The following is a 13738-nucleotide window of genomic DNA, read 5'->3' as shown; positions in this document are numbered from 1 at the left end:
TCTATGGATATTTGTACTTTTTGGTATAGTGGACAATTAAGATTGGTGGATAGGCTTTGTTTGTCCTCAATGGTTAAAACTGGACAGCGCGTTAAGCTTTTTAGTTATGATAAAAAATAGATAATCTTCCTGCTGGTGTTGAGCTGCATGAAGCCGAATCAATTTTACTACGCTCAGCAATTTATCGCCTTGACCCCGATTTTTCTGATGATAAACTATGGTGTACAATTGTTCGGTTCTCGGATTTTTTTCGTGTTATGCTGATGAAATATCAACAAGGTGTTTGGTTAGATACAGATGTTTACCTTGTTAAACAATTTCAGCCAGATACGGAGAAGGTTTGGTTGGCAAGAGAAAATAATATAAGAGTGGGCGTTTCTGCACTTTATTTTCCGCCCGATAACCCTATTATAAAAGTATTTGAAGATTATTGGGCAGGCGCAGAAATTATTCCTCATTGGCTTGGGTTTAAGCGTCGTGTTTGGAGACCGTTCTGGTTAAAGAGGAAAAAATGCCGATTTTACCGGGAAATTTTGGCGTTACAATATTTGGTAATGATGGTATTTCACGATTAGCAAAACGATATGGTTTTTTTCATGAAGCAAAGGAAAAGGAAACTTTTTATTACTGGATTGGGCGAAAAACTGAAAGTATTTTTGAACCAGCTTTTGGCGTAAAGCCGCTCACCGATTCACGCTTGATAGGATTTCATATTCACAGAAAGACAAAGACGACGCAAAAACCTCAGGAAGGAAGTTTTTACCATTGGGCGGTATCTCGCATTCCGGATGTTCATGATTTGTTTAGGTAGAGTTATTATTGCTATTTTAACTATTGAGATTTTAATCTATCTTATACAATCTCTTGATTGTAGCTTGCACAAGAGAGTAATGTTAACAAATGGATAAAAACATTGAATGTGTAAAGAGCGGTTGTTATATGAACGGAAAGTAAAAATATGAGTGATCCAATGAAAACAGCATTAAGCCTTGTTCCTATGGTTATTGAACAAACAAATCGTGGTGAACGGGCGTATGATATTTTTTCCCGTCTTTTAAAGGAACGGATTATTTTTATTAATGGACCTGTTGAAGATGGTATGGCAATGCTTGTTTGTGCACAATTGCTTTTCTTGGAAGCGGAAAATCCTAAAAAAGAAATTAGTCTTTATATTAATTCTCCAGGTGGTGTCGTAACATCTGGTATGGCTATTTATGATACTATGCAGTTTATTCGCCCTCCTGTTTCTACGCTTTGCATGGGGCAAGCGGCATCTATGGGGTCTTTATTGTTAACGGCTGGAGCAAAAGGTCATCGTTTTACATTGCCAAACGCACGTATTATGGTGCATCAACCATCTGGTGGTTTTCAAGGTCAAGCTTCAGATATTGAGCGACATGCGCAAGATATTATAAAGATGAAACGGCGTTTAAATGAAATTTATGTTCAACATACGAGTCAAGATTATGAGGTTATAGAGAGAACTCTCGATCGTGATCATTTTATGACAGCGGAAGAAGCCAAAGCGTTTGGCTTAGTTGATGATGTTATACAATACCGTGCAGAAACTGAAAAAGAAGAAAAAGATTAAGAGTTTTTATAGAAAAAACAGCTACTTTAAATCAAAGAGTTTTATAAAAAATATCGCAAAATAAGAGAAACACCTAAAAGTATTGAGACATGCATGGTTTTCTATATGTCTTTTAGTTTTCATGATGAAAAGCTTCCTTTGAAAAGGCAAAGTGTTCATATATTGTGGTGAAAGGAAAGAAAAATGAGCAAAATTAGCAATAGCGGGAACGAATCAAAAAATACTCTCTATTGCTCGTTCTGCGGCAAGAGTCAGCATGAGGTGCGTAAGCTCATTGCGGGGCCTACTGTATTTATCTGTGATGAATGTGTAGAGCTTTGCATGGATATTATTCGGGAAGAAAATAAGTCTTCTGGGGTTAAGGTGCGTGATGGTGTTCCTACGCCACAGGAAATTATAACAGTTCTTGATGATTATGTTATTGGTCAGCAGCATGCAAAGCGTGTTCTTTCTGTTGCTGTTCATAATCATTATAAACGGTTGGCGCATCAGTCTAAAAGCAATGATATTGAGTTAACTAAATCAAATATTCTTCTTGTTGGTCCAACGGGTTGTGGTAAAACTTATCTTGCACAAACATTAGCACGTATTATTGATGTGCCTTTTACGATGGCGGATGCGACCACTTTGACTGAAGCGGGTTATGTGGGAGAAGATGTTGAAAATATTATTTTGAAGCTTCTTCAAGCAGCAGATTATAATGTTGAACGTGCGCAGCGTGGTATTGTTTATATTGATGAGGTTGATAAGATTTCTCGTAAAGCAGATAATCCTTCTATTACAAGAGATGTTTCGGGAGAAGGAGTTCAGCAAGCGTTATTAAAGATTATGGAAGGAACGATTGCTTCTGTTCCTCCACAAGGTGGACGTAAACATCCGCAACAAGAGTTTCTTCAGGTTGATACCACAAACATCTTATTCATTTGTGGGGGAGCTTTTGCAGGTTTAGAACGGATTATTTCAGGGCGTGGTGAAAAAACTTCTATTGGTTTTTCTGCGACTGTTAAGGCTCCGGATGAGCGTTGTGTCGGTGAAATTTTTCGTGATTTAGAGCCTGAAGATCTTATAAAATTTGGTTTAATACCAGAGTTTATTGGGCGGCTTCCTATAGTCGCCACCTTAGAGGATTTAGATGTTAACGCCCTCATGCAAATTTTATCCCAACCTAAAAATGCGTTAGTAAAGCAATATCAGCGTCTTTTTGAAATGGAGAATGTTGAGTTAGCATTTCATGAAGATGCTTTACGTGTTATTGCAAAGAAAGCAATTGAACGTAAAACTGGTGCTCGTGGTTTACGTTCTATTATGGAGAAGATCCTTCTTGAGACGATGTTTGAGCTACCGGCTCTTGAAGGCGTTCAAAAAGTGGTTATTTCGAGTGATGTCGTTGATGGGAAAGCGCGTCCTCTTTATATTTACTCAGAACGTGCAGAAGATAAAGAAAATGTATCAGCATGACATTGTGCGATGCGCAATATAAAAGGTGGTAATGAACGGTATTTGATAGGTATTTCTAATAATATCATTATAATGCTTGATTTATGTATGAGTAATTACCACTTCATGTACAGTGAAGAGCTGAGATTTTCTACAGGTGGGCTAATTGTTGTAGATAGCTCATAGGCTCCAGAAAGGAGAGTTATGCAATATATTGATGAAAAGACAGATGAAGTAAGAGATGGGGTTTATGCTGTTTTACCTCTTCGTGATATTGTTGTCTTCCCCCATATGATTGTTCCACTTTTTGTGGGTCGCGAAAAATCAATTCGTGCTCTTGAAGAAACGATGGCGGTTGATAAGCAAATACTCTTGGTGACACAAAAAAATGCTTCTGATGACGATCCAAAATCAGAGGATATTTATCATATTGGTACATTTGCTAATATTCTTCAACTTTTAAAGCTTCCTGATGGTACTGTAAAGGTTTTGGTTGAAGGAACTGCACGTGCAAAAATTAGTCAATTTGCTTTAAGTGAAGGTTATCATCAGGCTTTTGCGACTGTTACAGAAGAACCTAGAGAGAGTGATGTTGAGATTGAAGCTCTTTCAAGGTCAGTGATTGCTTATTTTGAAAACTATGTAAAGCTTAATAAAAAAATCTCTCCTGAAGTTGTGAATGCGATTGGCCAGCTTGATAATCCTTCTAAGCTTGCCGATACGATTGCTTCTCATTTGATGATTAAACTTGCAGAAAAACAGGAGATATTAGAGCTCTTACCTGTGCGGGCCCGTCTTGAACGTGTTTTGTCCTTCATGGAAGGAGAAATTTCTGTTTTGCAGGTTGAAAAACGTATTCGTTCGCATGTTAAACGGCAAATGGAAAAAAACCAACGAGAATATTATCTCAATGAGCAGATGAAGGCTATTCAAAAAGAGTTAGGAGCAGGTGATGATAGCCGAGATGAACTCTCTGAATTAGAAGAACGTATCAAGAATACAAAACTATCCAAGGAAGCACAGGAAAAAGCTGGAGCAGAATTGAGAAAATTACGGAATATGTCTCCTATGTCTGCAGAAGCGACAGTTGTACGTAATTATCTTGATTGGTTATTAGCAATGCCTTGGGGTAAAAAATCTAAGATTAAAAACAATTTAGATTTTGCTGAAAAGGTCATGAATAATGAACATTTCGGTCTTGAAAAAGTTAAAGAGCGAATTATTGAGTATTTGGCTGTACAAAGTCGCGCATCAAAGATAAAAGGTCCCATTATTTGTTTGTTAGGTCCTCCTGGTGTGGGGAAAACATCATTAGCGCGCTCTATTGCAAAGGCAACGGGACGTGAGTATGTTCGTATCTCATTGGGAGGTGTCCGAGATGAAGCAGAAATTCGTGGACATCGCCGAACATATATTGGATCGATGCCTGGAAAAATTATCCAGTCTATGAAAAAAGCAAAAAAATCTAATCCACTTTTCTTGCTTGATGAAATTGATAAGATGGGCCAAGATTTTCGTGGCGATCCTTCATCCGCTTTATTAGAGGTTCTTGATCCTGAACAAAATGGTACATTCATTGATCATTATTTGGAAGTTGAATATGATCTTTCTGATGTCATGTTTATCACGACGGCAAATACGCTTAATATTCCAGGTCCATTAATGGATCGAATGGAAATTATTCGTATTGCGGGTTATACTGAATGTGAGAAAATGGAAATTGTTAAACAGCATCTTTTACCAAAGGCACTAAAAGATCACTGTTTGTCTAAAAAAGAACTCAGCATTTCTGATGGAGCGCTCAGGTCGATTATTCAGTTTTACACACGTGAAGCAGGAGTTCGTAACCTTGAGCGTGAACTCATGAAAGTTGCCCGTAAATCTGTTACAAAAATTCTCAAAACAAATCAAAAATCTGTAAAAGTTACAGAAAATAATATCAATGATTTTTTGGGTGTTAAACGTTACCACTATAATCAGATTGAAGGAGAAAATCAAATTGGTGTTGTGACAGGCCTTGCGTGGACAGAAGTTGGTGGAGAGTTATTGACCATTGAAGGGGTCATGATGCCTGGAAAAGGCAAGATGACTGTAACTGGAAATTTACGTGACATTATGAAAGAGTCCATTTCAGCAGCAGCATCTTATGTACGTTCTCGTGCTGTTGATTTTGGTATTGAACCTCCACTTTTTGAAAAACGCGATATCCATGTTCATGTTCCAGAGGGGGCGACACCCAAAGATGGCCCATCTGCTGGGATTGCAATGGTGACAGCAATTGTTTCTGTACTTACAGGGATAGCGGTGCATAAAGATATTGCAATGACTGGTGAAATTACTTTACGTGGACGTGTTTTACCAATTGGTGGATTAAAAGAAAAACTCTTAGCAGCTCTTCGAGGAGGGATAAAAAAAGTCCTTATTCCTGAAGAAAACGCAAAAGATTTGGTTGACATTCCTGATGATGTCAAAAATAACATGGAAATTATTCCGGTAAGTCATGTGAGTGAAGTTTTGAAACACGCTTTGGTTCATTTTCCTGATACTATTGAATGGAAGGAGCCTTCTGCAGTGGCTGTCCCCATCAGATCAGAGGGCAGCGATAGTGAAGGAATACAGATTGCACACTGATTCACTTATCTCATTTATAACGGCATTTTTTAGGTGGTAGAAGGTGTTTTTGAGGTTATTATTCTGTTTTTTGTTGGAAAAAGTGAAAAATTCCGTGAATAACTATGATTATTGCTAAAAAAACAATGTTTTGGATAAAAATAAGACTTCTGTTTGCTGTACTTTTCAATAAACTGAGCAATAACATGATTAAGTCATGTTGTCAGGTAATATAGGGAAAGGAAATATTTTATGAATAAAAGTGAATTGGTTAGCTCCGTTGCTGAAAAGGCAGGTGTTTCGAAAGCGCAAGCTGGTGCTGTTGTGGATGCTTTTATGGCTTCTGTAACAGAAGCTTTAGCTTCAGGGGGAGATGTTCGTCTTCCAGGTTTTGGCACTTTTGAAGTTTCTCATCGTGCGGCAACAAAGGGGCGTAATCCTTCAACGGGTGCTGAAATCGATATTCCAGCACGTTCTGTACCCAAGTTTTCTGCAGGAAAAAGCCTTAAAGAAGCAGTTAATAAAAAATAATTTAGGCTACATTAAAAAAACCCGATTTATTTATAAGCGGGTTTTTTTTAACACATGTGTTATGCTCGTTTTTCATATAAAAACTCTGAATCTTTGCGGTATTTTTCTTATTTATATATTTTGGTATTTTTAAATGATTTTAAATATTGCGTAAAATACCATAGATTTGGAGTGGGTTGTTTTTAGCCATTTTTAATGGAATAGAGTACTGTATCGTTTATAAAATGTGATGGGAGCTTTTATTATACCTTAAAGTGCTTGATCTTTATTTAAAAATAAAGACCTGTAAATAGTGTAAGACGAAAAGCTCTATGAAGTGTATAAAAACTATTATATAGCACCATTTTTACGCTTAATAAAAGAGTAAGGTTGGTGTCGTCATGCTATTTTCAGTTCCTATACTATTGTGACGAGCTTTCAGTATTTGAGATGGATTCACAAGGAGTAGTTTTATTCATTTTTTCATAGTTCTTTATTTACACACTAGCTTCGCTTGCGAAGCACCAAGCGGATGATTTTCATTGTTTTACTATAAGATGAGTTTGAAATAAAAGAATTTTACGATATTCAGGTTTTTCATGCAATATAGAAAGATACAAATTATTATTATAAATCAATTCATTGTAAATTAATAAAGTAGCATCATCATTCTTTTTCTTTTTTAATATTGTGATTTTTCTTGGTGCTTGAAATGAAAGAGAGATTGGGCTCTGTCTTAAAATATTTTTTCTTCCTGTCTTTATTTTACTTGTGATATGCAGGCGAGCGTTTTTTTTCATCATACAAGAGTTAAAATGAGAGAATATCACAAATTTTGAGGGAGGAAGTTACAAAACAGAAAAATGACTCTTATAAAATAATATACATTACATAATATAAAAACTATTAGTAAAGATAATACAGTATTAATTGTGTATTTTTCATCTATTTATTTTTTTGATTATTCATAATATATTTATATGATTATTTTGTTTTTAGTCATTAAATCATATTAAATTGTTGATAGCAGTAAAGTTTTTTTATAGCAAAAAGTTATTTTACAGCACCTGCAAAATTGAATAAATGATGAAACGTAGGGTAGTATTTATTGATTGGGGGAGACAGTCTTTAAAAGGCTTTAGAATGATTTTTTCACGAGAGTCATAAAGATCTATTCAGTAGGTGAGAGGCGAATCGTATGTTTTTTATAAACAGAAGCTCTTTGATTCTTTATCTGCTAACCATTGAGTACAATCATTGAGAGCTCTCGCTGTTATGGCTTGTTTTTTTACTAATTTTTTTTCTTTACTTGGCAAGCGTTTTCCTGAATGTTTAATAGAAGCAATAGGGGGAAAGAGTCCGAAATTGATATTCATTGGCTGAAAAGATTGTGTTTCTACTTTTTCATCTATGATGTGTCCCCCTGTAATATGATTCAATAGGGCTCCGAATGCTGTAGTTTGTGGGGGTAGGCAAGGACAGTTATGATGATATTCGGCAGCAGCAAAACGTCCAGCAAGAAGCCCTATTGCCGCTGATTCTACATAACCTTCACATCCGGTAATTTGCCCTGCAAAGCGTAGTCGTTTTTTTTGTTTTAAACGAAGGGTTTGATCAAGAATGATTGGCGAGTTGAGGTAGGTATTGCGGTGAAGACCACCAAGACGCGCAAACTCTGCTTTTTCAAGACCGGGAATCGTTCTAAAAATGCGAATTTGTTCACCATATTTCAGTTTTGTTTGAAAGCCGACCATATTATAAAGCGTTCCAAGTTTATTATCTTGGCGTAATTGAACAACAGCATAAGGTTTAACTGTAGGGTTATGGGCATTGGTTAAGCCCATAGGTTTCATAGGTCCATGTCTTAAAGTTTCAAGTCCGCGTTCAGCCATAATTTCAATGGGTAGGCACCCATCAAAATAGGGTGTTTTTTCAAAGTCACGAAACTCTGTTTTGTCGGCATTTTTTAACGCTTGAACGAATGTTTCATACTGTTCTTTATTTAAGGGACAATTAAGGTAATCTTTTCCTGTTCCTTCAGGACCAATTTTATCATAGCGAGATTGATACCAACAAATATTCATATCAATACTATCGGTATGGATAATAGGTGCAATAGCATCAAAAAAAGAGAGCGATTCTGTTCCGGTGATTGCTTGTAATTCTTGAGCAAGTGCAGATGAGGTAAGGGGACCTGTTGCGATGATAACATGTTTCCAAGCTTTAGGAATTTTTTGAACTTCTTCACGTTTGATTGTTATAAGAGGGTGGTTTTCTAGTGCTGTTGTGACGGTTTTTGAAAATCCATCACGGTCAACGGCAAGAGCACTCCCTGCAGGGACTTTATTGGTATCAGCAGCTTTCATAATTAATGATTTTGCTAATCGCATTTCAGCATGGAGAAGTCCTACGGCATTTGTTGATGAATCATCGCAACGAAATGAATTTGAACAAACTAGTTCTGCTAAATGATCGGTTTTATGGGCATCTGATTTTTTTAGGGGTCGCATTTCATGCAAAATAACAGAAATTCCTGACTGAGCGATTTGCCAGCTTGCTTCACACCCTGCAAGGCCGCCACCTATGATATGGATTGGAGTATCAAATGTTTTTAACATAATCGACTTTTAGCGTAAGCAACCGTGTATGAAAAGCGTAGATTTTGTTTTTTTTAATATATTTGTTTGCTTTTTTTCTGTAATTAATGGTATAGAGACGCCGCTTGTATAAGGTTATTAGCTTGTCAGTTTGGCGGATGTGGCGAAATTGGTAGACGCACCAGATTTAGGTTCTGGCGGGAGACCGTGGGGGTTCGAGTCCCTCCATCCGCACCAAAGCAATCCCTTAAGTGCTACGGATTTCTACGTGTCTGGAATTCCGCTTCATGGTAATGTAACACTCGAAGTGTTAGAATGTAATGATTATTAGAGTGGGCATATCCCTCTCCTTAGAAAAATGAAGGTGTTTAATGCAGGTTACCGAGACGCTTAATGAAGGACTGAAGCGCGAAATTAAGATCGTGGTTCCAGCGAAAGATTTAGAAGAAAAGTTGAATGAACGGTTGGATGATACCAAGGGAAAAATCAAGCTTAATGGTTTTCGTCCGGGTAAAGTGCCTAGTGGGCATTTGCGAAAAATGTATGGTAAATCCTTTATGGCGGAGATTCTCAATGAGATACTCAGTGAGGCGCCTCGTTCTATTTTAGCGGACCGTAATGAACGTGCAGCGATGCAGCCAAAAATCGACATAGATGAAGATGAAAAAATTCTAGATGGCAAGGCTGATTTTACTTTTAGTTTAAAGTATGAAGTTTTACCAAAAATTGACATTAAAGATTTTAAACATATTGAAGTTATCCGTGAAATTGCAACTATCCCTGAACAGGAGATTGATGATCAAGTCAAACGCGTCCTTTCTTCTACACGTAATTATTCCCTAAAAGAGGGGGCTTCTGAAGAAGGTGATCGTATTACCATAGATTATCAAGGTAAGCTTGAAGGCGTTCCATTTGAAGGTGGGACAGATAGTGATTCACAACTGATTCTTGGGTCAAAACAATTTATTCCTGGCTTTGAAGAGCAATTGGTCGGTGTGAAGGCTGGGGATGCAAAAACGATTTCTGTTAAATTTCCTGATAATTACAGTGCGGCACATTTGGCGGGAAGAGAAGCAGAGTTTGATATTACTGTTAAAGCTGTTTTTAAACCAGATGAATTAAAAGTTGATGATGAAGCAGCGCAAAAAGTTGGTTTAGAATCTCTAGATCGTTTACGTGAGGTCATTCGTGAACAGATTGAAAGCCAATATGGTTCAATGACACGTCAAAAAATTAAGCGTCAAATTCTTGATGCTTTAGATGCTGATTATAATTTTGAGATTCCTGAAGAGCTTTTAGAAATTGAGTTTAGCAATATATGGGCTCAGGTTAATGATGATTTGAAAAAGGCTGGGCGCAGTTTTGAAGATGAAGGTATTACAGAAGAAAAGGCAAGGGAGGAATATCGTGTCCTTGCACAGCGTCGTGTTCGACTTGGTTTAGTGCTTTCTGAAATTGGAGTAAAGGTTGGTGTTAAAGTTAGTGAGGATGAGCTAAAGGCAGCTGTTTTTGATCAGGTTCGCCAGTATCCTGGACAAGAGAAAGAAATTATGGATTTTTTCCGTAAGACGCCAGAAGCTGTTGAAAATCTGCGTGCTCCGATTTTTGAAGAAAAGGTCATTGATCATTTATTGGCACAGATAAAAGTCATAGATAAAGAAGTGACGGTTGAAGAGTTGATGAAAGAATATGACGAATCAGATGTTATTGAAAAAAAGCCAGCAAAGAAAAAATCTGCAGTGAAGGAAAAGTCCGAAGAGAAAACATCAGTTAAGAAAAAGGCTCCTAAAAAAGCTTAATATTTATGCAAACAACACAAGCCCGATAAAATCGGGCTTGTGTTGTAAGATTTATATCCTAGGATTGCACTGAGAATAGTTTTAGATAAGCCATGAGTGAATTTTAAATATTGGTAATGGATTGGCAATGAGCATCATTGATACGCGTATTCCTGATTCTAAGCGTTTTATTTCTGGAGTTACAGGTGATTGGGAAGTCATAATTGGCATGGAGGTTCATGCGCAAATCATATCAAATTCGAAACTTTTTTCAGGAGCATCCACCAAATTTGGAGCAGAGCCAAACAATCATGTATCCCTTATTGATGCAGCTATGCCAGGTATGTTGCCTGTTCTTAATCAAGAGTGTGTTCGTCAAGCGATTCGAACGGGGTTAGGATTAAAGGCACGTATTAATTTAAAATCTGTTTTTGATCGCAAAAATTATTTTTATCCAGATTTACCGCAGGGATATCAGATTTCTCAGTTTCACTATCCCATTGTAGGAGAGGGGAAGATTATCATATCTGTTGGTCCAGATTCGAATGGCCAATTTGAGGATATAGAAGTGGGAATTGAGAGGTTGCATCTTGAACAGGATGCTGGAAAATCGATGCACGACCAACATCCAACGATGTCTTTTGTGGATCTTAATCGTTCTGGTGTTGCTCTTATGGAAATTGTTTCCAAGCCTGATATGCGCTCATCAGATGAAGCCAAAGCCTATATGACAAAATTGCGTACAATTGTTCGTTATTTGGGCACCTGCGATGGTAATATGGATGAAGGTTCTATGCGTGCGGATGTCAATGTATCCGTTCGTCGTCCTGGTGAAAAGTTTGGAACGCGTTGTGAAATCAAAAATGTTAATTCTATTCGCTTTATTGGCCAAGCAATTGAGTATGAAGCGCGTCGTCAGATCGCAATTTTAGAAGATGGAGGCGTCATAGATCAAGAGACTCGGCTTTTTGATGCCGCTAAAGGTGAAACGCGCTCTATGCGCTCAAAGGAAGAAGCGCATGACTATCGTTATTTTCCTGATCCTGATCTTTTACCATTAGAATTTGATCAAGCATTTGTGGATGCTTTGGCAGCAGACTTACCAGAGTTACCTGACGCTATAAAAGCACGTTTTGTTAAGGAAATGGGATTGACAGTGTATGATGCTTCCATTCTTGTGACAGAAAAGGCTATTGCTGATTATTTTGAAGAAGTAGCGCGTGGGCGTGATGGAAAAATAGTTGCCAATTGGGTGATTAACGACCTTTTAGGGGCTTTAAATAAAGATAATCGTGAGATTGAAGAGTCACCAGTATCGCCAAATCAATTAGGAAGCATTATTGATCTTATAAAAGAAGGAGTTATTTCTGGAAAAATTGCCAAAGATCTTTTTGAGATTATTTGGAATGAGGGGGGAGATGCACGCCAAATTGTAGAAGAGCGAAATATGAAGCAGGTAACGGATACAATGGCTATTGAAAGAGCTGTTGATGAGATCGTTGCCAATAATTCTGATAAAGTTGCGCAAGCAAAGCACAAACCTGCTTTAGCTAGTTGGTTTGTTGGACAGGTAATGAAAGCAACAGGTGGTAAGGCAAATCCCCAAGCTGTTAATGAATTGGTTAAGATGAAACTTGGCATAGATTAAATTTTATGGGGTGGAGAAGAAGCCATACATATGATATCTTCTTGAAATTAAAGGATAGCACGTTAACCTATCAATTGGAATTGTAGTTGAATTTACTAGTAACTTTTTCGATAATTTCAATCGTTAATAATTTTATTCAAACGATTAATTTCATGAGCGCACTAAATGAATGGAATAGCAGATGGCTCGTTTTTTAAAACAAATCTTCACATGGTGGAATGGCAATACCATTGGTACGCGTTTTTTCACATGGCGCAAAGGTAAGCGGATAGGGGAAGATCAGTTTGGAAATATATATTATGAAGGAGGACTTCATAAGGATGGTTATCCGCATCGTTGGGTTATCTATAAAGACTATTCTGAGGCCTCTACTATTCCACCAGGTTGGCACGGCTGGATTCATCATCGCTGTGAGTGTCCACCAACACAAGAGGATTATCATCCTTATGAATGGGAAAAGCCTCATGTTGCAAATATGACAGGAACAAGTGAGGGCTATCGACCAAAGGGGGCTATCACTTTCAATGGAGAGCATTCTTGTGTGCATGAAGATTATGATGCTTGGTCACCTAAAAAATAACATGTTTTTTAATGTACGTGTGTATTTTTGTCTTATTTGACTCTATGTTATGAAAAGAATTATTTTTTAAGGTGCGATTGATTTTGATATGATGAGATTTTTTTTATTGTTAGGGGTGAGGCATTTTATATATATTTTTTTTATGGGAATTTTAGTGTTTTTATCCTTAAATAATGGAGTGCGGGCTGAGCGTATTAGCAATGGAATTGCTGTTTTTGCAGGTCTTGACAAAATCACGGGACGGACCACACGTTTTGAAGTTACTCTTGGTAAAATTTATCAGTACGGCGCATTACAGGTAACACCACGTGCATGTTATACGAGTTCTAAAGATGAACCCACGCGTACAACTGGTTTTGTTGAAGTCAATGAAGTAACATTAGATAAAAAAATACGGCGTATTTTTACAGGATGGATGTTTGCAGATAGTCCTGGTTTGAACGCTGTTGAGCATCCTATTTATGATGTGTGGTTAAAGGATTGCAAGCAGAATTCTCAAGATCGTTCTCTTCAATAATTAGTGTGTTATCTATTTATAATACATTGATTTATAATAGTCCTTTATCATTTTACAACTTAATAGCAAATTCCTATGATTACCTCATTTAATTTTTTATATTAAATAATCCAAACTATTCTCTTGCGCGTTACAAGTGGCGGATGTGTCAATAAGACTGTCTGAGAAAGGAATAAAAAATTCCGTCATGAACTGTTTAAATTCAAAGATGCATCATTAGAATCAACATATTTTTTCAGTGTTTCATAAGAGATAGTTCTTGAATTATATCTGTTAAAGGTTGAAATGAAAGGCTTGTTTATATTTGTTAAAGAGATGAACTGACGCTTTTGCATGTATGAGGGAAACAGACTATCAAGTAAGTAATTCATCATGAAACACCAATTATTATATCTAGAGAACGCTGTATTGGTATTTTTTCTCATAGAGATGTCGTTTTTCGTTCAAAGCGTAGAAGCAATGCAGGCCAT

9 protein-coding genes, 1 tRNA gene and 1 pseudogene are annotated in these 13738 nt (G+C 37.1%); 10 read left to right on the top strand and 1 reads right to left on the bottom strand.

The genetic code is table 11. The features are described 5' to 3' along the window. Positions 1-3: 3 nt before the first annotated feature. The 5 genes and pseudogenes from ACFIMU_RS00890 (at position 4) to ACFIMU_RS00870 (ending at position 6169) form a co-directional block, all read left to right on the top strand. Positions 4-811 (top strand): annotated as a pseudogene (locus ACFIMU_RS00890) (hypothetical protein). 147 nt (positions 812-958) lie between these two features. Next, positions 959-1591, top strand: coding sequence for an ATP-dependent Clp endopeptidase proteolytic subunit ClpP (clpP, locus tag ACFIMU_RS00885; RefSeq protein WP_375611281.1), 633 nt, complete (start codon positions 959-961; stop codon positions 1589-1591). Between the two features lie 183 nt (positions 1592-1774). Next, the gene (gene clpX, locus ACFIMU_RS00880) at positions 1775-3049 is read left to right on the top strand and encodes an ATP-dependent Clp protease ATP-binding subunit ClpX (protein ID WP_375606240.1); all 1275 of its coding nucleotides are present in this window, start codon (positions 1775-1777) and stop codon (positions 3047-3049) included. A gap of 183 nt (positions 3050-3232) precedes the next feature. Continuing rightward, complete coding sequence (gene lon, locus ACFIMU_RS00875; protein ID WP_375606239.1) at positions 3233-5659, top strand: endopeptidase La; 2427 nt, start codon at positions 3233-3235, stop codon at positions 5657-5659. 231 nt (positions 5660-5890) lie between these two features. After that, positions 5891-6169 (top strand): HU family DNA-binding protein, encoded by a 279-nt coding sequence (locus ACFIMU_RS00870; RefSeq protein WP_273791158.1) that lies wholly within the window; start codon positions 5891-5893, stop codon positions 6167-6169. 1184 nt (positions 6170-7353) lie between these two features. On the opposite strand, the gene trmFO is transcribed toward ACFIMU_RS00870, so the two are convergent. After that, positions 7354-8766: a methylenetetrahydrofolate--tRNA-(uracil(54)-C(5))-methyltransferase (FADH(2)-oxidizing) TrmFO gene (gene trmFO, locus ACFIMU_RS00865; RefSeq protein ID WP_375687330.1), complete on the bottom strand. Its 1413-nt coding sequence runs from the start codon at positions 8764-8766 to the stop codon at positions 7354-7356. 133 nt (positions 8767-8899) lie between these two features. On the opposite strand from trmFO, the gene ACFIMU_RS00860 reads away from it, so the two are divergent. The 5 genes from ACFIMU_RS00860 to ACFIMU_RS00840 all read left to right on the top strand — a co-directional run bounded on the left by ACFIMU_RS00860 (position 8900) and on the right by ACFIMU_RS00840 (position 13268). Next, a tRNA-Leu gene (locus ACFIMU_RS00860) sits at positions 8900-8982 on the top strand. A gap of 134 nt (positions 8983-9116) precedes the next feature. Further along, positions 9117-10544 (top strand): trigger factor, encoded by a 1428-nt coding sequence (gene tig, locus ACFIMU_RS00855; protein WP_375695777.1) that lies wholly within the window; start codon positions 9117-9119, stop codon positions 10542-10544. Positions 10545-10671: 127 nt separating this feature from the next. Continuing rightward, positions 10672-12171 (top strand): Asp-tRNA(Asn)/Glu-tRNA(Gln) amidotransferase subunit GatB, encoded by a 1500-nt coding sequence (gene gatB / locus ACFIMU_RS00850; protein ID WP_375606236.1) that lies wholly within the window; start codon positions 10672-10674, stop codon positions 12169-12171. A gap of 181 nt (positions 12172-12352) precedes the next feature. Beyond that, the gene (locus ACFIMU_RS00845; protein ID WP_375606235.1) at positions 12353-12751 is read left to right on the top strand and encodes an NADH:ubiquinone oxidoreductase subunit NDUFA12; all 399 of its coding nucleotides are present in this window, start codon (positions 12353-12355) and stop codon (positions 12749-12751) included. Between the two features lie 91 nt (positions 12752-12842). Beyond that, positions 12843-13268, top strand: a complete 426-nt coding sequence (locus ACFIMU_RS00840; RefSeq protein ID WP_375606465.1) for a DUF2155 domain-containing protein — start codon at positions 12843-12845, stop codon at positions 13266-13268. Positions 13269-13738: the final 470 nt, after the last annotated feature.

Source organism: Bartonella sp. AC70YNML (assembly GCF_042196545.1).
Lineage (GTDB): Bacteria > Pseudomonadota > Alphaproteobacteria > Rhizobiales > Rhizobiaceae > Bartonella.
Note: the sequence above shows the minus strand (reverse complement) of the source record. Positions and strands in the feature narration are given on the sequence as shown.

Coding starts and splice junctions, on each gene's coding strand:
- ACFIMU_RS00845 (WP_375606235.1), top strand. CDS start 12,353: ATGGCTCGTTTTTTAAAACAAATCTTCACATGGTGGAATGGCAATACC.
- clpX (WP_375606240.1), top strand. CDS start 1,775: ATGAGCAAAATTAGCAATAGCGGGAACGAATCAAAAAATACTCTCTAT.
- ACFIMU_RS00840 (WP_375606465.1), top strand. CDS start 12,843: ATGAGATTTTTTTTATTGTTAGGGGTGAGGCATTTTATATATATTTTT.
- lon (WP_375606239.1), top strand. CDS start 3,233: ATGCAATATATTGATGAAAAGACAGATGAAGTAAGAGATGGGGTTTAT.
- clpP (WP_375611281.1), top strand. CDS start 959: ATGAGTGATCCAATGAAAACAGCATTAAGCCTTGTTCCTATGGTTATT.
- trmFO (WP_375687330.1), bottom strand. CDS start 8,766: ATGTTAAAAACATTTGATACTCCAATCCATATCATAGGTGGCGGCCTT.
- gatB (WP_375606236.1), top strand. CDS start 10,672: ATGAGCATCATTGATACGCGTATTCCTGATTCTAAGCGTTTTATTTCT.
- ACFIMU_RS00870 (WP_273791158.1), top strand. CDS start 5,891: ATGAATAAAAGTGAATTGGTTAGCTCCGTTGCTGAAAAGGCAGGTGTT.
- tig (WP_375695777.1), top strand. CDS start 9,117: ATGCAGGTTACCGAGACGCTTAATGAAGGACTGAAGCGCGAAATTAAG.